24 protein-coding genes and 2 pseudogenes are annotated in these 21812 nt (G+C 34.6%); 13 read left to right on the plus strand and 13 right to left on the minus strand.

Annotation, left to right across the window (positions count from 1 at the left end; all coding sequences use genetic code 11):
* Window positions 1–72: 72 nt before the first annotated feature.
* The 8 genes from NFS43_RS22725 to NFS43_RS22760 all read right to left on the minus strand — a co-directional run bounded on the left by NFS43_RS22725 (window position 73) and on the right by NFS43_RS22760 (window position 6670).
* A complete protein-coding gene (locus tag NFS43_RS22725) occupies window positions 73–561 on the minus strand; it encodes a CBO0543 family protein (RefSeq protein WP_251555217.1) in 489 nt (162 codons plus the stop codon).
* A 465-nt stretch (window positions 562–1026) separates the two neighbouring features.
* Window positions 1027–1710, minus strand: a complete 684-nt coding sequence (locus NFS43_RS22730) for a DUF421 domain-containing protein (RefSeq protein WP_251555218.1) — start codon at window positions 1708–1710, stop codon at window positions 1027–1029.
* A gap of 23 nt (window positions 1711–1733) precedes the next feature.
* The gene (locus NFS43_RS22735; protein WP_251555219.1) at window positions 1734–2312 is read right to left on the minus strand and encodes a CBO0543 family protein; all 579 of its coding nucleotides are present in this window, start codon (window positions 2310–2312) and stop codon (window positions 1734–1736) included.
* Between the two features lie 221 nt (window positions 2313–2533).
* Entirely contained in the window at window positions 2534–4051 is a 1518-nt protein-coding gene (locus NFS43_RS22740; protein WP_251555220.1) for a phospholipase D-like domain-containing protein, read from the minus strand.
* Window positions 4052–4148: 97 nt separating this feature from the next.
* Window positions 4149–5534 (minus strand): S8 family peptidase, encoded by a 1386-nt coding sequence (locus NFS43_RS22745; protein WP_186324349.1) that lies wholly within the window; start codon window positions 5532–5534, stop codon window positions 4149–4151.
* 119 nt (window positions 5535–5653) lie between these two features.
* The gene (locus NFS43_RS22750; RefSeq protein WP_145585423.1) at window positions 5654–5905 is read right to left on the minus strand and encodes a hypothetical protein; all 252 of its coding nucleotides are present in this window, start codon (window positions 5903–5905) and stop codon (window positions 5654–5656) included.
* Window positions 5906–6036: 131 nt separating this feature from the next.
* Entirely contained in the window at window positions 6037–6384 is a 348-nt protein-coding gene (locus NFS43_RS22755; protein WP_174752363.1) for a spore coat protein, read from the minus strand.
* Between the two features lie 13 nt (window positions 6385–6397).
* A complete protein-coding gene (locus NFS43_RS22760) occupies window positions 6398–6670 on the minus strand; it encodes a hypothetical protein (RefSeq protein WP_034298115.1) in 273 nt (90 codons plus the stop codon).
* A 674-nt stretch (window positions 6671–7344) separates the two neighbouring features.
* On the opposite strand from NFS43_RS22760, the gene NFS43_RS22765 reads away from it, so the two are divergent.
* The 3 genes and pseudogenes from NFS43_RS22765 to NFS43_RS22775 all read left to right on the plus strand — a co-directional run bounded on the left by NFS43_RS22765 (window position 7345) and on the right by NFS43_RS22775 (window position 9769).
* On the plus strand, window positions 7345–7551 hold the full coding sequence (locus NFS43_RS22765; protein ID WP_251555221.1) for a DUF1657 domain-containing protein: 207 nt from the start codon (window positions 7345–7347) through the stop codon (window positions 7549–7551).
* Between the two features lie 613 nt (window positions 7552–8164).
* Window positions 8165–8404 (plus strand): annotated as a pseudogene (locus NFS43_RS22770) (site-specific integrase); the annotation flags it as partial.
* Between the two features lie 510 nt (window positions 8405–8914).
* Window positions 8915–9769 carry a cupin domain-containing protein gene (locus NFS43_RS22775; RefSeq protein WP_251555222.1) on the plus strand — a complete coding sequence of 285 codons (855 nt, stop codon included), beginning with the start codon at window positions 8915–8917 and terminating at the stop codon, window positions 9767–9769.
* Window positions 9770–10318: 549 nt separating this feature from the next.
* Here the strand turns inward: NFS43_RS22775 and NFS43_RS22780 are convergent.
* Window positions 10319–11344, minus strand: a pseudogene (locus tag NFS43_RS22780) (DUF4158 domain-containing protein); the annotation flags it as partial.
* Between the two features lie 140 nt (window positions 11345–11484).
* Between NFS43_RS22780 and NFS43_RS22785 the strand changes: the two are divergent.
* Window positions 11485–11928: a cell wall hydrolase gene (locus NFS43_RS22785; protein WP_251555223.1), complete on the plus strand. Its 444-nt coding sequence runs from the start codon at window positions 11485–11487 to the stop codon at window positions 11926–11928.
* A 129-nt stretch (window positions 11929–12057) separates the two neighbouring features.
* On the opposite strand, the gene NFS43_RS22790 is transcribed toward NFS43_RS22785, so the two are convergent.
* The 3 genes from NFS43_RS22790 to NFS43_RS22800 all read right to left on the minus strand — a co-directional run bounded on the left by NFS43_RS22790 (window position 12058) and on the right by NFS43_RS22800 (window position 13539).
* On the minus strand, window positions 12058–12249 hold the full coding sequence (locus NFS43_RS22790; protein WP_244811737.1) for a polysaccharide deacetylase family protein: 192 nt from the start codon (window positions 12247–12249) through the stop codon (window positions 12058–12060).
* 5 nt (window positions 12250–12254) lie between these two features.
* Window positions 12255–12806: a hypothetical protein gene (locus NFS43_RS22795; RefSeq protein WP_251555224.1), complete on the minus strand. Its 552-nt coding sequence runs from the start codon at window positions 12804–12806 to the stop codon at window positions 12255–12257.
* A gap of 163 nt (window positions 12807–12969) precedes the next feature.
* Window positions 12970–13539 carry a YitT family protein gene (locus NFS43_RS22800; protein WP_224428600.1) on the minus strand — a complete coding sequence of 190 codons (570 nt, stop codon included), beginning with the start codon at window positions 13537–13539 and terminating at the stop codon, window positions 12970–12972.
* A gap of 1591 nt (window positions 13540–15130) precedes the next feature.
* Between NFS43_RS22800 and NFS43_RS22805 the strand changes: the two genes are divergently transcribed.
* From NFS43_RS22805 to NFS43_RS22845, 9 genes are all read left to right on the plus strand, one after another.
* On the plus strand, window positions 15131–15349 hold the full coding sequence (locus tag NFS43_RS22805) for a hypothetical protein (RefSeq protein WP_035416354.1): 219 nt from the start codon (window positions 15131–15133) through the stop codon (window positions 15347–15349).
* A 210-nt stretch (window positions 15350–15559) separates the two neighbouring features.
* Window positions 15560–15766: a DUF1657 domain-containing protein gene (locus NFS43_RS22810; protein WP_031537037.1), complete on the plus strand. Its 207-nt coding sequence runs from the start codon at window positions 15560–15562 to the stop codon at window positions 15764–15766.
* 79 nt (window positions 15767–15845) lie between these two features.
* Window positions 15846–16319: a YhcN/YlaJ family sporulation lipoprotein gene (locus NFS43_RS22815; RefSeq protein WP_145582947.1), complete on the plus strand. Its 474-nt coding sequence runs from the start codon at window positions 15846–15848 to the stop codon at window positions 16317–16319.
* 17 nt (window positions 16320–16336) lie between these two features.
* The gene (gene spoVAC / locus NFS43_RS22820) at window positions 16337–16816 is read left to right on the plus strand and encodes a stage V sporulation protein AC (protein ID WP_145582949.1); all 480 of its coding nucleotides are present in this window, start codon (window positions 16337–16339) and stop codon (window positions 16814–16816) included.
* Window positions 16816–17835 carry a stage V sporulation protein AD gene (spoVAD, locus tag NFS43_RS22825; protein ID WP_251555226.1) on the plus strand — a complete coding sequence of 340 codons (1020 nt, stop codon included), beginning with the start codon at window positions 16816–16818 and terminating at the stop codon, window positions 17833–17835. Before spoVAC ends, spoVAD begins: the two co-directional genes overlap by 1 nt.
* Entirely contained in the window at window positions 17832–18182 is a 351-nt protein-coding gene (spoVAE, locus tag NFS43_RS22830) for a stage V sporulation protein AE (RefSeq protein ID WP_031537032.1), read from the plus strand. The genes spoVAD and spoVAE overlap by 4 nt, the downstream gene beginning before the upstream one ends.
* 12 nt (window positions 18183–18194) lie before the next feature.
* The gene (locus tag NFS43_RS22835; RefSeq protein WP_169189510.1) at window positions 18195–18401 is read left to right on the plus strand and encodes a DUF1657 domain-containing protein; all 207 of its coding nucleotides are present in this window, start codon (window positions 18195–18197) and stop codon (window positions 18399–18401) included.
* Between the two features lie 31 nt (window positions 18402–18432).
* Window positions 18433–19293: a DUF421 domain-containing protein gene (locus tag NFS43_RS22840; RefSeq protein WP_251555228.1), complete on the plus strand. Its 861-nt coding sequence runs from the start codon at window positions 18433–18435 to the stop codon at window positions 19291–19293.
* A 256-nt stretch (window positions 19294–19549) separates the two neighbouring features.
* The gene (locus NFS43_RS22845; RefSeq protein WP_251555230.1) at window positions 19550–20224 is read left to right on the plus strand and encodes a DUF421 domain-containing protein; all 675 of its coding nucleotides are present in this window, start codon (window positions 19550–19552) and stop codon (window positions 20222–20224) included.
* 372 nt (window positions 20225–20596) lie between these two features.
* On the opposite strand, the gene NFS43_RS22850 is transcribed toward NFS43_RS22845, so the two are convergent.
* Entirely contained in the window at window positions 20597–20875 is a 279-nt protein-coding gene (locus NFS43_RS22850) for a hypothetical protein (RefSeq protein ID WP_251555232.1), read from the minus strand.
* Window positions 20876–21812: the final 937 nt, after the last annotated feature.

Raw genomic sequence — 21812 nt, forward strand, 5'->3', positions numbered from 1 at the left:
ATGCACGAACGATTTACAAGAAAGCCTATTAGATAGGCGATATTTGCCTATTTCATAAAATCTGTGAATAATTCAGGATATAGGAAAAGAATAAAGGTATTTCCAATTTACTGGGTCATATAATTTTATCCAGACCGCAACTGGTTCGCCAATAAAAGCACTTATTGTTGCAAAAATGAGGGCTTTTATATATGGGTTAGATTCGCTTTTAATTTGAATTAAAAACATAACAAATACAGGTAAAAGAGAAGTATTCCAAGGGATTGAAGAAGGAATAAATGGGACAACTGCATATTGATAGTACCAAAACCCTAGTTGAACTCCGAGTGAATCCAACCAAGCTGAAATAAACATTATAAAAAATCCAGATGTTAAGAGACGCATTGTACTCTCTCTTATTCGAAATAACCCCCATAACATCCAAGGAATAATGGTTAAACTTACACCAATCCACCATTGCCACATGAAAAGTACATGATCTATCCACAAGGTTAATAGTTCATTGTTTACTTCATGAGTTTTATTATATAACTGTTCAACTTCTTCCACTCCACCATGCATTTCTTAATGCTCCTTTTTTAGTTATTATTCACAATATAACTATCCATTAATTAATAATTAAGAAAAGGGAGTCATAACCAATAGAGTTATTCTGAGCATCGTAGGGTATTTTTATACAAGAATAGTTTTTTCAACTCATGTTAGAAAGGTTTTATTGATAGAGGTAAAAAACCCAAATACAATTCACCTGTTAAATTGCTTGTGCGAATAAGCTCTTACATTGGATTTTTGCATTATTGAAAAGTAAAACGACTTTCCAAAATGTAGTTTAGAAAACATATCTAGGGAAATAAAACAAAACCTTCCAATTAAAGAAAGGAAGGTTATTTGGCATACCCATTTTTAATATATCATGTACGTTTTATATTTTTTATTGAAAAATGTTGACAAACTATTAGCTGGTTTTGTTGAAGACTAAAGTTTATATTCACCAAGAAAATTGAAAAGCTTTTATCCTAACAAATTTTATTTAGGACTTACATGTATGCCTTCACTCTCTCGCCAATCTGCGTAAAGTATACGCTTTACATTATCATATCCATTGGTAGTTAATTGGTTATCTAACCACTGTTGATCAAATCCGAGTTCATGTAAATTATCCCATAAAATTTCCCCATCTATAATTAACGATGTTGGGAGGTCTACTGGACTTTCTGGAAGATTGAGATCTTGCTTGTCTGGTTTTTGATACTTGGATTTTAATAATAAACTTATTTGCCCATTAGCTTCCAATATACCGTATTTGACTTCGCGAACTGAAAAGACATTATTTTGACGGAGTATACTCAATACTTGATTTACATCCAATTTGTTCTTTGTAAGTAACTTTCTGTCCATAACACCATCTCGAATGATTATGTTAGGATTGCCTAATAAGAGAGAACGTGTCGATTTATTTTTTAGAGTTATAAACTCTATTCCCAACATAAGAAACGTCCACAATCCGATGGCATATAAAAAATGAAAAATCCCTACCTTATCTTCATAAATGGTATTTCCTAAAAAATCTCCAAGTACTAACACAAAAACTAAGTGAAACGGGGTTAACTGATAGATGGATGTTCTGCCTGTTATGGTAATGATAAAAAATAAAGTGGCAAAACCAACGATGATTTTGATCGTCAATAAACCAATATTAACTTCTTCCAAAGTTTTCCCCTCCAATTTAAATTTTACTTAGTTGTAAGATCTTGAGGTTTAGATAAAGAGGCTAGTTTTAGTATTAAAGCTCGAGTTACAATTCCAACAATGATGTAATATATGAATGAATATCTGTATCTCCACTCTAAATAATTAACAAGTTTGACCCACTCGCAAAAGGGTTCACCTATAAAGGCATATGTTAGTGCCATAATGATCTGGGCTAAAATAAAAGATTTCCATGTTCTAAAATATTGATATAACAACATGTAAGCTACAGGTACCATCGAAAAATCAAAAGGAAAGGCCCGAGGAATAATAGGTAGGAATGAAATGGGGTAATCCCAAAAACTATATTGTGCACCAACTACATCTAATAAGGTTGTTGTCAAGATAATGATGGTACCAAATAACAAAATTTCTAAAATAATGTCTCGTTTAACAAGTTTAGCCCATATAACCCAAGGCACAATTAAAAAAACTACTAGAATCCACCATTCCCAAGTTAAAAACTCACTTTTTAGCCAACCATTTAATTCTAAATGATAGAGCTTATCTTCTAATAAACGTATTTCCTTAAGATTTTCAAATATATTATTTATTGATATCACCCCTATATTTAAATTAAAAGGTAACAGATATTTTTGAATTCAAACTCTTTGAGCTGCCTTTTTAGTATTACCGTTTTTTAGTAATGAATTTCCATCGTAAATAAGAAAAAAACCCATGTTGGAAGTTCCTATAATGCGGGTTTTCGACTTTTTTCAAATAAATCAGAAATATTTTTTAAATCTAGATTTAAGATAGAACAATAAAAACAGGATACATCAACTTATAATAATGGAGAAAGCAGGCGAGCACCCTGTTCAACAATGCGCTCGGTCAGGGATCGTTGCAACAAGTCTTCAATTCTTAATGGTACAGAATCAGTAAGATCCCTCTCGAACTGCTCTGTGAGTTCCCTTGCCACATCAGCACTGTACACGACTTGACACACCTCATAATTCAGGCGAAAACTTCTCATATCATAGTTTGCTGCGCCTACTTCTGTAACCTCCTCATCTATGATCATCACCTTCGCATGTAACATTCCTTTGTCATACTGGTAGATTTGGACCCCAGCTTCTATAAGTTCCCCGTAAAAAGTACGGCTTGCATAGCCCACAATTTTTTGGTCAATATGGCGAGGAACCAGCAATCTTACGCGCACACCACGAGCCACAGCTGTTTTTAACGCCATGATAATATCTGTTTCTGGTACAAAATAGGGTGTTGTTATATCAATAGTCTTGGTCGCCTGTGTTATACATATAAAGTAAGCTTGACGAATAACTGGGGTAGGAATTCCAGGGTTTCCTTCCAACGTATGGATGTACGCTTTTTGCAATTCTCCTGTCTTTGTTTGGGTATTGTCTGTTTTACCTTCTATAGGCCATAACTCAGATCCTAATTCGGCAGGCCATCTTGAAAGATCTATGCTGCCGGTTGGATTGATTTCCTTTGATTTATATTTTGGGATTTTAGTGGCCTTTTTCGTTGCCTCAGATTTTGTTTTTGACTTTATCCGTTCTGGTACAGCGATATTCCAATGAACGTCGAAGATAGTCTGCAAGTCGCCTGTTGCTTCCCCTATAATTTGCAAATGAGTGTCCCTCCAAAATCCTACGTCTGGCTTTAATCCTGTATATTCATAGCCTACGTTCATGCCACCAGTAAAAGCTTTATTTCCGTCGACCGTGACAATCTTACAATGGTCCCGATAATTCCAATTGGATAAAATCCAGGGAAAGCGTAAAGGAAATATTATCCGGCATTCTATCCCTGCTTCTACCATCTGAAGGATTTTTTGATTCGGAAATGTTTTACTCCCCCAACCATCTCTAATAAAACGAACCCGCACTCCATTTACTGCTTTTTCGATCAGCAGTTCTGAGATGCGATTACCAATTTGGTCGTTCCGATAGATGAAATATTCCAGATCAATGGTTTTTTGGGCTTTTTGTAGGGATTCGATAAGTTGTTCATATTTTGCTATTCCATTGTTTAGTACGTGGACTTTGCCGACTCGAAGCCCGCCTACAGTAAAATACCTTAAAGCATCGGCGATTATCGATGCTGAATCAGTATATGTATCAGGTAATTTATCAGACTCATTATGAGAAGAGGTCAATCTTTTCCGATGAATAATCTTGGGATTTGATGTGCTAAGATATAGCCAGAAACCAATGATAGGCAAAACAAGGACGATTATTATCCAATTCAAAGACTTGGCAGGACGACGAACTTCCCAAATAGCTATGAATAACATAAAGAACGTATTTAACAGGTATAGATAAAAAATCCACTCCAACTAAAATTCCCTCCTTAGTTTTTCCATTATCATGTACAAACAATGTACACCATGTAGAAGTTTTATAACAACGAAAAGCAACGGTTTCAAAAAGGGATTATTGCCTTTTGCTTTGGGCATCTTCCAATCCATTCTTTACATTAATTAAGCCACTACCAAATTCGTGATCAGTTCCAGGGATTCCTAAATCATAAGTAGAATTCTTAATAATGTCTATTACTTCTTGGTTCGTTAAATTAGGGTTTACTGAAAGCAAAAGACCTGCTAGTCCTGCTACATGTGGTGAAGCCATAGAAGTACCTGAAAGGGCAGCATACTGCTGGTTAAAATAGGTGCTCGGAATTTGAACTCCAGGAGCTGCAACATCGATATAATCTCCATAATTTGAGAAAGGGGCACGTTGTCCCGTGTAACTTACGGCGGCGACACTTAGAACCTTAGAAAAAGCAGCTGGATAGCTCGGCTGCATAGTATTTTCATTTCCTGCTGCAGCAATCAAGACAACATTTTTACTGTATGCATAATCGATTGCCCCTTTTAAAAGGGAAGAATACTGATAATTGCCTAAACTCATATTAATGACATCGGCTCCATGATCCACTGCCCAAAAAATCCCTTTTGCTATATCAAAGGTCGTCCCATGCCCTTCAGCACCCATTGCTTTTATAGGCATTATTTTGTTATACCAAGTGATGCCTGCAACACCTTCATGGTTGTTTGTTTCCGATGCAATGATTCCTGCTACATGGGTGCCATGCCCGTTGTCATCATCAGGGAAATTATTATTCAACAGTACATTATAACCATTTGTAATTCGTCTTCTCAAATCAGGATGGTCCAGATCAACGCCAGTGTCTATAACAGCAATAATGATATGTTCATCCCCTTTGGTGATATCCCAGCCTGCTTCTGCTTGAATTGCCGATAAGTTCCATTGGTATTGTTCTCTATATAGCAAATCATTAGGAAGTCCAATTTGATTTTGCAGATAAAGATAATTGGGTTCAGCAAATTCAACCATAGCCTGTCTGTTAAAATATTCAATAAGTTCCTTGGTCGAAAGCGTATTAGAACGAAAAACAATCGTAGAATTTAGCTTTTTAATGATAGTGCCATTTATCTCCTGTGTTATCCTTTTTATTTCCTTTGTTGAGGGAAGAGTCTTGAATGTAACGTTTACTTCTTTCTTAATATAATGACTCTCAGTTTTTTCATTGTGTTTAATTAGAAAAACGGAAGGATCATTTTTTAATTGATTCTTGATGGTTTGACCCATGGAAAGGCTGTTTATTTGAAGAACATTTTTTTCGTTTTCAACATTTTGGACATTGGTTATAGGAGGATTAAATTTGTTTTTGACAGCAACTGTTTTATTTTCGGGATTCTCTTTGTTTCTTGTATTTGGTACTATGAATAATAACCCTATGGATAGAAGAATAAGTACGGAAACAGTAACCAATAAGGACTTTCGTAATTTTGTCATGAGACACCTCTATAAATTTGTTATTAGAAAATGCTGCAATATAAGTATTAAATTTCTTATTAACATCCTTGAATCTTGATACATAAAGAACACCGTTTGTTCTCAAACGGTGTATAAACTTATTCATCAATAGTATCTGGATCTGTTGCGTCTTCAGGATCTTCAATTGGTTCTTCTGTATCAGGGGTGACATTATGTTCATCAATAGTATCTGAATCAGTTGCGTCGATCGGATCTTCAATTGGTTCCTCTGTCCCTGGAGTTACATCCTCCGGTGGTGGATTATTATCGTCATCTCCATTATTACACCCTAATAACAAGAAAATTGAAAGAAAAACCGTTGATAAAAATTTCATCCACTTAAGATTCATCTTACCGCCGCCCTTTCGATTGTTGTAAATTCTAAATTATTTTCTAGGTTGGTTAACAACTAACCAACCTTTTGTCTCGCATAACTATTGTTGTTTTACCTTGAGTTTATTCTTCTTGAACACGTGTTCTTTTATTGTATTACATTACCTCTATATGGATCTTGACTTTGCATGTAGTTAGAAAATTGCTGAACCGATTGTTGAATAGTTTGTGGAGTTTCTTTTTCCAAACCGTACCATCCGTTTTTAAACATTAAGTTATATAGATTGCGGTGACAGTCTTCTGTTTCTTGGGAAACAGACGCTATTGTACGATACAACGATTCATGGCTAGCTTCTTTTAATGCAGTCGAGTATGAGGAAGATATATATTTTTCCGTAGTTAAGGCATCGTTTAGAAAATCTCTATCGTTCATTTGCGGCGTCTTAGGGACTGGTGTTTCAGGATTTTTAATCCTGTTTGGAGTATTATTTTCCACTATAGTTTCCTCCTTATTGATTCATATTTTGTGAAGGTTGAGTTACATACTGTTGCATCTGTTGAAGCAGCTGTTGATAGTGTCGATCATGCATTTGCCCAGCTTGTTCAAGTGCTGCTCTTACTTCGGGATTTTGACATTGTTGAGCGAAAAAATGCATTTTCTTCATCGCAAGTAAATTCCAGCTTAACATATCGTTTACATAGAGATGATCCTTTGTTGACATTATTTCAGGCGGTTGTGTCATTAAAGCTTGTGCTTGTTGATTATTCATACCCGTCTGCATTTGTTGCATGATGTTTCCTCCTTGTTAACAATGTTGTAATCACTTTGGTAGATTGCCACACAGCGGTCAAAAATATGCAGGTATTTTAGACTAGTTTTAAAGACTCCCCCACCTCTAGATAGCATTAAATACTCCCCACCTATACGCAGGTGGGGAGTATTTGTGGCTAAACTAAATATTAATTTATACTATTCCAGATTCTGTCTAGGTCCAAGGCAACATATATTTTATCACCATTAATTTCCTTATGTATAATAGGATTGGAAAAATACTGATTTATATTTTTATTAAATTGCTTATACCTTGCTCGTGGTTTTGGTCCATATAAATCGTTTCAGGATAGCCCTTATACATACTCCGTCTACCTCTTTTTTAATTTTATGAAAAATACAAACTGCATCAATACTCCATTTCAAAATAAGCATACCAGTCTTGCTTCGCGAAAAGGAAAATCCCCCTCGAATTGTAAAACAATTGTACTTTAATCAGCTTTTACAAAAGTACAACCGTCAAATTTACCCTATTCTCTCTTCCTTGATTTTTTTTGCCAAGAGTATTTTTTCCAAAATATAATAAAAATATAATTCGAATTTTAAAAACTTTCTATGAATAAATATTTCTATCTTCAAACATTCTAAGAAAGGTTTCAAAAAAAATAATAGGAGGTGTTATTCATGACAGTCATAAATGACGTTAAAACAGCTTTAGCCGGATTAAAAAGCGCTCAAGCTAGCTTTGAAACATTTGCTCTTAGTACAGATAATGAACAAGCGAAGCATCTTTACCAAGATGCTGCTAAACAAACCCAATCGGTTTTACAAAGCGTTGAACCACGCGTTCAACAAATCGAACAAGAAGAACCTCAATACAAACAACAATAATTAAAAAGACAAAAAAGGTTGGTCGAGTAAACCAACCTTTTTTACTCTCTCAATAATGGATAAAACACAGAGGTGATTTTTCATGATATATAAAATAAAACAAATTAAAGATCAGTCTTTTAGTATTAACGGTTATCGGAATAGAATCAGGATGTAACGGAAGCCAGAATCAGTTGGGTGAAAATAATAACTATTTAAGTATTTCACAGGTACATACAAGCTTTCTTTTTCGATTCTTAACACGTTTTTTCATTGACATCAACAAACTTTATAAACACAATGAGACCCCTCACAACATCGTGGGTGGTTTTTTTGCCTTCATTTTTAATTCTCTTGGGTGTATTGTGTCAAAAAGGTGAAGGTTGGATTGGTAGGGGTGAATTAGCAAACAGCGAACCCGATGGATATACGCTTGGTTATATGGTCTCTCCAAATATCTTTACTGGTTAATAAATCCTACTGCCAATAGAAAAGAAAATTTGGACAGTTTTTAATTTAATATCAGTCACCATGAAGATTCCAAACTTATTGTCGTAAAACGGGATGACCCCCGGTTTGACAATATTAAAGAGTTCATTGGATACGCAAAGGAATCGAGTTAGCTGTGTAGATTTATAAGGTAACAACTAACATACGAGATTGACTGCTTATTAAACGGCTATTTAAAAAGGTTTGAGAATTGTAGAAGCACTATCGCTCTTTATAGAGGACTTTATTTTTGATCATAAAAATGGACACCAATTCAGTTGAAATAGATAGAGGGGAGTTAATCATCTAGTTCTTGTTTGATGATTACCTTTATGAATTCCTTGATGAATTAGCGATTGATACCAACTTTATATTTGTAAAATTGGTGATGAAGCCATTATGGAAAAATTAATTTTAGAAGTGTCTTAAATGAATCAAGTGCACGCAAGCACAACGCTATCAACAATGTCGATATTCATTGAACGGATTGAAGCGCTAAGGCAGCAACAATCACCTATACTAAAACAATATTAACGAGAAATAAATGAGGAAAGGATGCCCTTATTGAATCACTGAAACGGAAGACCAAGAAATTAGAAGGTGATAACAAACAACTTAGTGAGTAATTAGTTGCTTATACAGAGGTATTTAAAAAAGTTTAGTTTATGGAGAGAATGGTGCTCTCCATCCCTGCCTGTTGAACAAACGGGCCATTAACTGAGTAAATTCTTTTCAAATGAGACCTTCTTAAGGCACTATGGATTAAAGCACAAACTCTAAACATAGGAATATGATAATTTTATAAAAATATGAGGGAATGATCAAAATGTATAATGTTCCAATCACGTACCCATATCCTTATTACGTCAACCCATCAATATATAACTCAAACTTGATGTTAAGAAATAGTCAAGGAAAGGATCGACTAGTATTTGAGGCAATACTTGACGGAATAAAAGGAGAAGCTTCAGCCATTGATTTATATAGCCGATTAGTAAATTTAGCACCAAATCAAAAGCATAAAAATGACATTCTGAATATTTTAGAAGACGAAAAGGTACATTGGCAGCAACATACAAATCTGTATATTTCGATGACTGGAAGACAGCCTGTGTACCAAATCGAGAAAGTATCTTTTCGAAATTATCGTGAAGGACTGCAAAAAGCTTATGAAACGGAATTAGCGAATTATGAAGAATATCGAAATGATTATTTGCTTTTGCAAAATTCACCAGTTGGTGATGTATTCCTACGTGCTTCCACAGATGAAATGGAGCATGCTAAACGATTGGCCTTTTTAAAATCATTTAAGAGCAAAGATAAAATTGAATTAAAAGATTATGGACCAGAACCGTTTATCGTTAATATACAGGAGGCTACGAAGCAAAACAATACGTATCGTACCGTTTTATGGACAGGAAGACATTTGCAAGTTACCTTGATGAGTATCAATGTTGGAGAAGATATCGGTTTAGAAATTCACCCCACAGTTGATCAATTCTTGCGTATTGAACAAGGTCAAGGGATTGTTCAAATGGGGGATCGTAAAGATAATTTAGATTTTGCAGAAAAAGTCTATGAAAACTTTGCCATTATGGTACCTGCTGGTAAATGGCATAATGTAACCAATACAGGTAATATCCCGCTAAAACTTTACTCTATTTATGCGCCGCCTCAGCATCCACATGGTACCGTTCACGTAACGAAAGCTGATGCCATGGCTTCTGGTCGTTGTTTTATGGCGAACTAAAATCGCTTGCAGAAAGTACACTATAACTTATCTGAAGAGCAGTAGTAGCCTATCACTGCTCATTTTTTGAAATGTATTTTGCTATTTTCACGTGTCAAATCATTAAAAAATTAAATAATAAAGCTACTTTTAAACACATAGTTTTGTTTTTTATATAAGTATTCAACTAATTAATCCTAAATTGATTCGAATACTTGAATAGCCCTATAGGGAAAATGACTTCATCATTTTCTTTAACATACAGAAATGGGCGCCTTTAACGAAACGGTGCTTGTCCTATTGCAATTGATTATTTTCCTTTTAAAATAAACCATCACCTATTAACCATTAAACTTTGCAAAAAAAGCCTCGAAATGCTTAATTTCTGGGCTTTACTTCTTATATGAACGTTTTTGTTACGGTAATTATATAAAAAAGTCTATTTTATAAAAATTATTTTATTCCATAATCGGGCCAGATTCTTGAACAAGAGAAGGAAATATTAGAATGTGAATCGAATCTCCTTAAGGGACTTTATTGAATAAGGATCTTAAAAATTGGATATTTATATTAAAAGATATGTTGGGTGCCCACTATTACGAGTAAACCGTTTGAGAACTGCCTCCGTTTCAGCCGTACATCTTTTAAAGTATCTTCCCCGACAACATGAAATAAAACATCACGTACAATCCCATCCGGTTGTTCCACTGCCTTTTCAGCCATACGAAATAAGAGGGTTGTCTTGCCACTTACCTTACGGAAATCGCGTAAAAACTCTTTTTCGACTTTTCGTTCTGCACGAGCTCCAATACGATTAACAATCTGAATAATAAGTTCCACTAAATTATCCGTTATTTCTCTTCCTCTACACCAGAAGAAAGCTGCTAATAACGTGTATCGGATAGAGTCGGGATGCCTGCGTAATTCTCGAATATCTTCAGAGACGGCACGTTGTCTATATGATCGGATCATTTTAGGTGGTATCCCATTAAACAAGTCATAAGGAAGTTGTATATTCCTTACGGTTCGTAGCTTTGCGATTTCTTGTAATAAACTATCTAATCCGATTCTTCCAGGATCAGATACAAGTTCTCGAAAACTAAGAATGGTTTCATTCTCTTCTAATAGTTCTGTATGGGAGCAGGTGCGTATAAAGGCATCTAATTGGGTTTTGGAATGTTCTGAAAGCTGCATGAAAATGGTGTGTGAAATATGTTCTTCATATTGACGAATAGCTGATTTAATATTTCGTTCTAGTTGGTAATGAGTCGGAGGAATAAGCTGTTGTTGTCTGAGGTGGTGAAGGACATGTTCTCGAACCCGGTCCATTTGCATTTCTTGAGGTAAAATGTTCGTTTGTAGCCATAACTTTATTTGTCCCATATCTTCAGATGTACTCTCTCGAAACCCCATAAATTCCCGGATTTGAGCACGGTGATATTTTATAGAGCGTCCATTCCAATCATATTCTTGAAAGGAATCTGCAGGTACTCCTACTTGCTTTGCAACGTATTCAATAATATCTTGATTTATTTCCTGCCTTCCTTTTGGAAAACGACCCTGGTATTGAAAAAATTTTAGGGAAACAGCAAATCCAAGTCGTGTACTTCTTTAATTATTACTTTGCCCCTGGTTACAGCAACGCTGGTACTGGGCCTAAAAACCAAGAATTCTTATTTTATAAACAAGGACATAAATGCATTCTTTTTTTCATACTGTATTTTTGAGGTGGAAAAATGACAAGAGTAGCTTACCGAAATGCAGACGTCGATTTAATGGCAAGGATGATGAGAGCAGAAGCTGAAGGCGAAGGACCACAAGGAATGCTATATGTTGGAAATGTCATTGTTAACCGTGTTGTAGCAGATTGTGCTGACTTTAAGGAATTAAGAACAATTAGAGATGTCATTTTTCACGTACAAGGAGGAAATTACTCTTTTGAAGCTGTTCAAAAAGGTAATGTATTTTATCAAAGAGCAAGAGAATCTGAAAGAAGATTAGCAAGAAAGAATTTGGAATATTGGAGAGAACACCCAGCGAAATATGCTCTTTGGTACTTTAATCCATATGGTCCGTGTCCTCCAACATGGTATGGCCAACCTTTTACTGGTCAATTTAAACAACATTGTTTTTATGAACCAGCGCCTGGAACATGTGAAAGCGTTTATCGTCCTCGTTGAGGAAAAGATTCGAATATTTATAAAAACTAAAATAAACTTTTTAGTAACCGTATTTACCTAAGAAAGATTGTAAAATACTAACTTAACTAAAAGGTACATTAATTGAGTAAGCAGCAAAAAAGGATCTTCTTACTGGAAGATCCTCAGAGGGTTTGTCAAACCGCTGGGAGGTGCGAACCACTTCGGTTTTATGCCAATGGTTTCTTCAATGAGAGCATTCGTCTTTTCTAACTCTTGTATGGTATTACTTTTAGAGCGCTTCTTAAGATCTGGATGACTATAAGCATGATTTCCAATTTCATGGCCTTCCCGATAGATCATCTTAGCTAGGTCAGGATTCTTTTTAACCCAGCTACCATCGAAAAAAATGTCGCCTTGACCTTGGATTCCTTTAGTGTGGTAAGGATCGTTGGAATGTACTCATTACCCCAAGCAACATTTATTAATAACGCCACCATAGGCTTTTCTGGATTTCCTTTATAAATCGGGATGGGTGCTAGATTTTCTAAATGGACATTTGGAGGTTTTTCCTTATAAACAACTTTGTTTTTGTGAAAATTACCATCTGATTTCATTTTTTTATAACTAGATTCAATATCTACATCCAATCCATTGTATCCAGGAATTGCCTTCCACACTCTATCGACTTTTGCATCAATCGGTTCAATTTTATGTTCCTCTCTATACACTTTAATTTCTTTGTAAAGTTCATCATTTTTCTCCTTTAAGGCTGCTGTACCAGAGCCAATAGTATTAAATGGTCCAATAAGATCCGTAATTGTTAAAATGAAAGTACTTAAAAACACTATTAGTATTAGCGAATTTTTTTCCTCATAAAACTCCTCCGCAATATAAACTAATAATTTTAAAATACCCATCAACAATAGACTTATGTAATTAAAAAAAAACAATCATAACACTAATCTTATAGGCTTATTATTCCCATCCCATTAACTACACCGTAGGAAAAATCGGCTTTCTTCATGTCGATATTGCTTAGCGTATGTTTCCACGTTTGTTGTTGGGACTCTCAATAAAAAATTATTTTCCTTTAATTAAGGATGTTATTAAACCCACAGAGGTAATAGCTATACATGAATAAATGAAGGTATCTAATTTTAATAAAGCCAGACATGCCAACACAATAATTCCATCTATCAGTATGATTACAAGTGCAATATTTAACGAAAAAGTTTCAGAAATAATTTCAGCTAGTAAGTCAGTTCCTCCAGTGCTTGTCTTATATCGCAGCATTAGACCAACACCAACTCCAATTATTGCACCTCCAATTAGTGCGCTTGCAAGTTGGGGAATAAAAAATTGAGAACGAAGAGGAACAAGTAAATCAATAAATAAGGACGAAACCAATAAGCCTTGCAAACTACTAAAAAAATACTCTTTTTTATTTATTGAGGAAAATATACAAATAGGGATACTTAACCCCACCATTATAATACCAGTTGGAAATTTAAAAAAATAATGAAGTAATAGTGCGATCCCAAGGATTCCACCATCTATTAAATGATGAGGAACTAGAAACCCATTCACACCAACTCCTAATAACAGACTTCCAATAAGAGTAGCTATTAATTTCTGAAAAATAACAATCACCTTGTCTCATTTTTAATCTAATAATATGTCGGGGTTTTAAGGTTAAGAATAAGAATGCAGAGGAAAAATTAAATATATTAGGGAATACTTCATTTATTAGGGGATAATCGCCTCCACTTTCCCCCTTTCTTAAAAGGCATTAAAGTATCTAAAGAAAGTAATTCTTTAGGTACTTTAATGCTCCGAAATCCCATAAGTAAAAAATAATTTAAACTTCAGTAAAGTTACTATTACTCCCTTGATCCCATATATCTAAATCCCTTTTTAGTTCACTCCGTTTTTTTATTTATTGTGTAATAAGGTAAGTTTCCTTGAGCTGACGAAATAATTCGTGCAAAACTAAAATCATTTATGTTTATTTCCTTTATAGGCAAGTTAAATTATTTAAATTAATGAGAATTGCACTCTTATCACAAAGACACATATTCTATTCTAAAAATAAATTACTAACGTCTATCTGTGAAGATTACCTATACAGGAGCATTTTTCCCAAACAAAATGGGACTTCTCAATGAGGTCCCATTTCCTTGTTTATTAAGTATAATAATCTCTTTAATGGAGAGATAAACCAAACTGTTGTTCGTTTTATGAACTAACCGTTTTTATAACCGGTAACTAAACCATTAGCTCTAAGCTCGTGAAGGGGTAGCGTCCCGAAAATGCGGATTTACAACGTTAAGCTGTTTTCATTGTTAAAAACGAAGGATTTAACAACGATAAGACTTTTGAGACAAGTCTTACGAGACACTAGTAAGCTTTATTTTACGTAAAATCGGTTAAGTCCCAATAGATTAGACCATATTGATATAAACCTCATACCCCTTGATATAACAACGATTGTATTCTTAACGTTGTAAATTGTGAAAATCCTGACGCTACCCCGTGAAGTGGTGTCAGCTCCAATCTGGACTCCAAACTCCTATTCTCAATTTTATACTTCAAAATACCTGTTTATAATACATGTTGTATTAGTGATGATTTTAATTTATACAGAGTCATGATGCTAAAAAAAGATATACGGATAATACGGATAATAAAAATAAGGATAACCATACCAAAATGGGCTCAATAACGTACCAGCCAACAAACCACCTAATAAACCGCCTAGAAATGGGCTTCTCCACCAATATGGTCTCCAAAAGAAGGGAGATCCAAAAAATGGTCTAAAGGGAAAAGGCCTAAAAAATGGTCTAAAGAAAATGGCCTTATACCCCAAATCCTTTGGTCTAAATTTTCAACCTGATTATTTTCCCGAGATGGATCGTAATAATATTGCGGTTCTGAATTCATGAAAAGGGATTTTAAATCAGGCTTAAATCTGTAATTGGTGCTTTGTTAAGGGCTAGAACATCGCATCTTTTTTATAAACGTCGCGACTTTCTTAAAAATATCGCGTCTTTTTTATTAGTATTGCAACTTTATTTCAAAGCTACAGAAGATTTATTTTAGTAATATTTTGGCTTAATTTTAAAACGAAAGGAATCTCAATAATTGTCTATCCAAAGGAATAATTGCTATTTAGAATTGAGGATAAAACATTTTATTCGAGGCATTCTATCTTTGTACTAAACCACAAACAGGAGGAAGTAGCATGGCTAATCAAATTGATACTAATAAATTAAAACAAGCAGAGGCAGCCTCTTCTATAGTAAAAGATATGATAACTTCAGCGATTGAACAATCTGCTGCTAATACTACTCTTGCTTCAGAAGCATTAAAACAAGCATCAAATGAGGTTGCAGGCGGTTTTCTATATTTATTGTGTTTAATTAAGTTCAGTAAAGGGAACGGTGGAAAAAATTTGAGATGAGACATATTACCCAAAAAGATTATACATCGCAAACCTATAATCGTCGCCAAATAGAAGAACTGATGGGGATTTGGAAACGAGGTTACTACAGAAAAAATGGTGCTATTCACCAAAAGTAATTTTATAACTATATTCCCAAAAAATTCACCACATAAGAAAATTCTGATTCGGGTAATCTAAAAAGGTCAAAAAATTCAAGGAGGATTCATCATGACAGTAATAAATGATGTTAAGACAGCTCTAGCAGGATTAAAAAGTGCACAAGCAAGTTTCGAAACATTTGCTCTTGGTACAGATAATCAACAGGCAAAGCAACTTTACCAAGATGCTGCTAAACAAACCCAATCTGTTATTAACAGCCTTGAACCACGCGTTCAACAAATTGAACAAGAAGAACCTCAATACAAACAACAATAATGAGTAAGATAAAAAAGGTTGGCCTCCCAACCAACCTTTTTTAATTCCTTTAAATAATGGGAAAAACGGAGATGGTTTCATGAAAGACAAAATAACCAAAATAAAAATTTTTCTTTCCATTTTAGCCGTGATCGGGTTTGGAACAGGATGTAACGATAACCAAAATCAGTTAGATGAGGATAACAATCATTTAGGTATTTCACAAGTACATACGAGTAAACCCATCGGTCAATCTGTTGCCAATAGGGCTAAAGAAAAGATTATTACCAAAGAAGAAATTTCAGATGTAAAGGCTGTGAATACAGATAAAGAGCTTTTTGTAGCAATAAAAGTTGATAATTTTGATCGCTTTCGATTAAAGAAAATTGAAAAGTCAGTAAAGTCCGACTTGGAAAAAATGTACCCAAACCATGAAATAATTGTTTCAACAGATAAAAAAATGTTTTGGGAATTGGAACAATTAGAACAAAAACTTCAAAAAGGCAACACAGATAAGAAGAGCTTAAAAAAGGATTTTAATAAAATTAAAAATCTAATGAAAGAGCAAACGTAAAGAGAAAGGGTCAAGCTATGTCAAATAATCAAAAGAAACAACTAACCCCAGTGCAACAAGAATATCAAAAATTGCAAAAAAATCGAGAGATCAAAAGACCCGTTTTTAAAAATTGTATAAAAGCCTTTCTAACAGGTGGTCTCATCTGTCTTATTGGTCAGCTTATTCAAGACTTTTACATCTATTATTTTGATTTTACAGAGCAAACGGCCGGAAATCCGACGGTAGGTACTTTAATTTTTATTACGATGCTTCTTACCGGTTTTGGAGTATATGATCGAATGGCCCAATTTGGGGGAGCAGGGACAGCTGTACCCGTAACTGGTTTTGGTAATGCGGTCATATCACCTGCCATTGAACATCGAACCGAAGGATTTGTACTGGGCGTAGGCGGCAATATGTTTAAACTAGCCGGTTCTGTCATTTTATTTGGTGTGTTTTCTGCTTTTGTCATTGCCTTAATTAAAACAATTTTAATCAGATGGGGTGGTTTATAATGCTTGCAGGTCATCGTACATGGGTTTTCGAACAAAAGCCTGTGATTATGTCCACTGGAACAGTAGGTGGACCATTTGAAGCAGATGGAGCTATATCGGAAGATTTTGATCTTCTTCATGCCGATTTATGGCTCGGACAGGATTCCTATGAAAAAGCACATAAAGTTTTTTTTGAAGAAGCTTGTCAAAAGGCAATGGAAAAAGGAGAAATACAAAAGGAACAGGTTCAGTTTCTTCTCGCAGGGGACTTGATCAATCAGATTACTCCCACAAGTTTCGCTAGTCGAACCATTGGAGCTCCTTATTTTGGTTTATTTGGTGCTTGTTCTACTTCTATGGAAGGATTGGCTCTAGGTGCTTATATTATTAATACAAAAGGGGCTAAATATATATTAACAGGGGCTTCAAGTCATAACACAGCTGTTGAAAAACAGTTTCGTTATCCGACAGAATATGGAGGACAAAAACCACCTACTGCACAATGGACGGTTACTGGTGCTGGTGCGGCCCTTTTAAGTGATTCTGGGGATGGACCGAGTGTCACTTCTGCTACGATAGGCCGTGTGATTGATATGGGACTGACCGATCCATTTAATATGGGAGGGGCTATGGCACCAGCTGCTGTTGATACGATTGAAGCGCATTTAACGGAAAGAAACATTGATCCCTCTTATTATGATTTAATCGTCACTGGGGATCTTGGCAAGATAGGGCGTGAAGTTTCCCTTGATTTATTTAAAAAGCATGGAACTTCCATTAGTGAAGGACAATTCCAAGATTGTGGACTTATGATTTATCGGAAAGGACAACCAGTCCTCGCAGGGGCAAGTGGTGCGGGGTGTTCAGCAACAGTAGTCTATGGTCATTTATTAAATCGTATGATAAAAGGCGAATTTAAAAAAATGTTAGTAGTGGCTACTGGAGCTTTATTATCACCTCTTTCTTTCCAGCAAAATGAAACCATTCCTTGTATCGCCCATGCGGTATCGATTGAATACGGAGGTGAACAATCATTATGACCTATTTTTGGGCTTTTACCGTAGGAGGTTTGATTTGTGTCATTGGGCAAATTATGTTTGATGTGTTTAAGCTAACACCAGGACATACGCTAAGTACCCTTGTAGTAGTGGGGGCTATTTTAGATGGATTTGGTCTATATGAACCCTTGATTGACTTTGCTGGTGCAGGAGCTACCGTACCTATTACAAGCTTTGGGAATTCCCTTGTACATGGGGCCATGCAAGAGGCAGAACAACATGGGTTAGTTGGTGTGCTCACAGGAATGTTTGAAGTGACCAGTTCAGGAATTTCAGCAGCCATTATTTTCGGCATGATAGGGGCTTTAATTTTTAAACCAAAAGGATAAGGAGAATCTAGGATGACAGTAGGATCAGATGTCAAACAATGTTTTGTCAGTTTAAAAGGAGTAGAAGCAAGTCTTTCAAGTTTAGCATTACGGACTCTAGATGATGATTCGAAACGTTCATTACATGAAACCATGATGGTTGTACATGAAGTAGTCACGGATTTAAAAAAACGAGTTGGAGAATTAGAACAAGAGGAATTTCAGTACAAAGGTTTTTAAGAGATATAATTTTTATAGGGGGTGTTAAGTGGTGCCTGAATGGTTAGATATTGCCGTAAGGTCAATATTCTTTGTTGTTGTTTTATTTTTTATTACAAAATGGTTAGGGAAAAAGCAAATCTCTGAATTATCTTTCTTTGAATATGTAACTGGTATTTCCATTGGAAGTATAGGTGCTGAAGTTGCTATGGGACTGGAACGGAACATTTTTCATGGAATCATTGGAATTGTCATTTTTGCAGCAATACCCTTTTTATCTGGTTTGCTTTCCTTAAAAAGTAAAAAGTTCCGTGATTTTGTAGAAGGAACAGGAACTGTCTTTATAAAAGATGGGAAAATCATGGAAGATAATTTAAAAAAGGAAAGATACACGACAGATGAATTATTAGAATTACTTCGTAAGAAGGATGTTTATCAGGTGTCTGATGTAGAATTCGCTGTATTAGAGGCAACAGGGGATTTATCCGTCATGTTAAAGAAAGAAAACCAACCATTAACAGCAAAGGATCTAAACTTGACGGTTGCTTCAATTAAAGAGCCTCAGACTGTTATTATGGATGGTGTGATAATGGATGAACCACTTGCGACGATTGGACGAAGCCGTGCTTGGTTACACACTGAATTAGAAAAACTTGGTGTAACGGTAGAAAATGTTTTTCTTGGACAAGTTAATTCCTATGGAGAGTTAACAGTTGACCTGTTTGACGATCAATTACAAGTCGCATCTCCTCAAGAAAGACCTTTAATTCTTTCGACCATGAAAAAATGCCAAGCAGACTTAGAGCTGTTTGCTCTTGGAACCGAATCAAAAGAAGCTAAGCAAATGTATAGTAAAAATAGTGAAAAACTACAAGAAGCTATTGATAAAGTGATGCCTATTTTAAAAGGATAATGGTTTATTTCGCTATCTTGGATGATCTTAAGACACATAACAAAAAAGTAGTACCATTTTTTTATATAATATCATTAAGTCGAATCTTGAAAATAAAATCTTTGGAAAAATATTTTTTTAAATTGATTAGAGGGTGCTTAAAATATTAAAACATTACTGGTTAACTTTCTCTGTTAATTTTTGCCGTATAGTCAAAGAGATGAACATCCTTAGTCTGACTTCAGACTAAGGTGATTTTTCCTAAGAGGTGTTAGAAGTGTCTATTTTTTTAGTTAAATTAATTTTTATATATATTGTTTTTATTGTAGCCATAAAAATTTTAGGGAAATCAGCCCTAGCACAACTTACCCCTCACGATTTTGGAGCGATTCTTTTTTTATCTTATTTAGCATTTGGGTCCATTAAAGTAAATGGAGTAACAGAGGGGATTATTGGAATCATTGTTATAACGGGCGTTCACTTAGTTATATCAAAATTAAGTTTATTAAATTGGTTAAACCCTTTTATTATAGGAAAACCGACTATTTTAGTTAAACATGGAAAAATTGTATATAAAAATTTAAGGAAAAATAGATATCCTTTATCTGAGCTGTTGTCAAGTTTAAGAACAGCAAGATATCCAGATATTCAAGATATTGAATATGCGATTTTGGAAGCAACAGGTGAAATCAGCATTTTACCAAGGAAAGAATTAGTTCCTGTTACTCCAAAGGATTTACATATGAAAGTAGAATACCATGGATTCCCAATAGCTGTTGTAATTGAAGGGAAAGTTCAGAAGCGTAATTTAAAATTAATCAACAAGAATGAAGAGTGGCTTAAGCAAGAACTAAAGGCAAAGGGATATCATCAAATTAAAGATATATTTTACGCTTCTGTTAGAGATACCGACCATTCACTAAACATTAACACATTTGATATTAGCGACTAATCTTAAAACGATTTCCCCTCCCTATATTAATCCTAGATAAACGGTTTTAGGTAAATATGGTTTTCTTAGTACAGTACCTTATCAAACTATCAAGTTCTAAGTATTTTTGAAGAAAGATGAGAAACCAAATGCATCATTATAACTTTTTCCATACTATGGGGATATAAAGAGTGAAACTTTGAGTGTGGTTGTTGTTTAATAATTAATTTTCTTTCCCGAAAAAACAGTCAAATGCCTAAAAGGCTAATGCTATAATAGAGTTTTCCATTAATCTAATAAAAATCAATTCACCAACAAATTGATCCGAAATAATTAAAAAGCCGATTTTTCCTTGACATAAAAGGAGAATCGGCTTTTTACTAGTTATTCCTATTACTCATCTTTATTATCCCTATCGCCTATATCTTCTGCATCTTCTATTGGATCTTCTGGATCTGGATCATTATCATTTTCATCATCTTTAAACATGTTATCATCTTCGTCAACACCGGGTGCATTTTCAAGATCTGCATTATCATCATTCGTATCACCGTTTTCAATAACATTATTGTTATCCTCTGGTGGTGGATTCTGATCATTATTGTTACAACCGACTATTAACATGGTAGATAAAATTGCAACGGCTAGTATAAGAAACCATTTTTTGTTCATGGATGTCCTCCTTTCATGATTTAGTATTATGTTTAAAACTATAAATAGTATCATTCCCTATAAATGTTAAATTATGATCGCTTTTAACTAGTAATTAGGCTAGAAAATTTAAGCATTACAGCCAATCGAATAGAGAAGTAGGTAATTTCACTGAATTCATTTTTTCATGTCAAGCGTTTAGAAAAGGATATGGGTGATAAACCAATTTAGGCGAAATGTAGGTAAATACCTATCCCTATGACAATTGCGGAACATATTATGGTTTAAGTTTTTCAAAGAAGGAATTTAAGGGGATGTTTTTTTTGAAGAGGAACATGGGAATGTGTATTTCTTGTGAAGATTATTTCTGGAAAAGTCAACTTTCAATGTTACCAAGTGGTTCATTTCTTCTTAATAAAAGGTACTGTCCACAATGTTATCCTAAAGCCTTAGAAGAATATACTAGAGTTTATTGGGGTAACGCCTGAATCACTGATATGCCTCCTTAAAAATTTAGGGAAAATATCTAATTCCGAGACCATGGTTAAATTTATAGATGAAATTTATAAAAAGAATAAAAGTTAAAAGGAGAGTTGTTTCTTTTGAAAGTTAAGGGGAGATGTTCCTGTTGTAAAATTCCGTTGCAAAACGATCTGACGTGCCTTAACGAAAAATACTGTTCTAAATGCTTTATAGAATTCCTAAAAATATATTTCAAGCTTAAAAGGGAAGCTTAGAATAATGAAAATAAATGATATATGAAGACAAATTCAAAAAAACTGCCCATTTTCAAAATCGCTCTAAAGGGTCGCCAACTATCACAAATTTAACGCCAACTTAAATATAGATGACGAAAATTCCTCCCTAACACGTTCATAAAGGGAGCATTCCTGTTAGAAGGATTTTCGGGGACTTGAACAAAAAAGAGCCCTCTTGGTATGATACGGGGTGTCAAATC

The organism is Neobacillus muris, from assembly GCF_943193175.1.
GTDB lineage: Bacteria > Bacillota > Bacilli > Bacillales > Cytobacillaceae > Neobacillus > Neobacillus muris.

Excerpts from the sequence above, each read along its gene's own strand:
- NFS43_RS22725 (WP_251555217.1), bottom strand. The coding sequence starts at position 561 with ATGCATGGTGGAGTGGAAGAAGTTGAACAGTTATATAATAAAACTCAT.
- NFS43_RS22745 (WP_186324349.1), bottom strand. The coding sequence starts at position 5,534 with ATGACAAAATTACGAAAGTCCTTATTGGTTACTGTTTCCGTACTTATT.
- NFS43_RS22750 (WP_145585423.1), bottom strand. The coding sequence starts at position 5,905 with ATGAATCTTAAGTGGATGAAATTTTTATCAACGGTTTTTCTTTCAATT.
- NFS43_RS22760 (WP_034298115.1), bottom strand. The coding sequence starts at position 6,670 with ATGCAGACGGGTATGAATAATCAACAAGCACAAGCTTTAATGACACAA.
- NFS43_RS22765 (WP_251555221.1), top strand. The coding sequence starts at position 7,345 with ATGACAGTCATAAATGACGTTAAAACAGCTTTAGCCGGATTAAAAAGC.
- NFS43_RS22775 (WP_251555222.1), top strand. The coding sequence starts at position 8,915 with ATGTTAAGAAATAGTCAAGGAAAGGATCGACTAGTATTTGAGGCAATA.
- NFS43_RS22785 (WP_251555223.1), top strand. The coding sequence starts at position 11,485 with ATGACAAGAGTAGCTTACCGAAATGCAGACGTCGATTTAATGGCAAGG.
- NFS43_RS22790 (WP_244811737.1), bottom strand. The coding sequence starts at position 12,249 with ATGATCTATCGGGAAGGCCATGAAATTGGAAATCATGCTTATAGTCAT.
- NFS43_RS22795 (WP_251555224.1), bottom strand. The coding sequence starts at position 12,806 with ATGGGTATTTTAAAATTATTAGTTTATATTGCGGAGGAGTTTTATGAG.
- NFS43_RS22805 (WP_035416354.1), top strand. The coding sequence starts at position 15,131 with ATGGCTAATCAAATTGATACTAATAAATTAAAACAAGCAGAGGCAGCC.
- NFS43_RS22810 (WP_031537037.1), top strand. The coding sequence starts at position 15,560 with ATGACAGTAATAAATGATGTTAAGACAGCTCTAGCAGGATTAAAAAGT.
- NFS43_RS22815 (WP_145582947.1), top strand. The coding sequence starts at position 15,846 with ATGAAAGACAAAATAACCAAAATAAAAATTTTTCTTTCCATTTTAGCC.
- spoVAC (WP_145582949.1), top strand. The coding sequence starts at position 16,337 with ATGTCAAATAATCAAAAGAAACAACTAACCCCAGTGCAACAAGAATAT.
- spoVAD (WP_251555226.1), top strand. The coding sequence starts at position 16,816 with ATGCTTGCAGGTCATCGTACATGGGTTTTCGAACAAAAGCCTGTGATT.
- spoVAE (WP_031537032.1), top strand. The coding sequence starts at position 17,832 with ATGACCTATTTTTGGGCTTTTACCGTAGGAGGTTTGATTTGTGTCATT.
- NFS43_RS22835 (WP_169189510.1), top strand. The coding sequence starts at position 18,195 with ATGACAGTAGGATCAGATGTCAAACAATGTTTTGTCAGTTTAAAAGGA.
- NFS43_RS22850 (WP_251555232.1), bottom strand. The coding sequence starts at position 20,875 with ATGAACAAAAAATGGTTTCTTATACTAGCCGTTGCAATTTTATCTACC.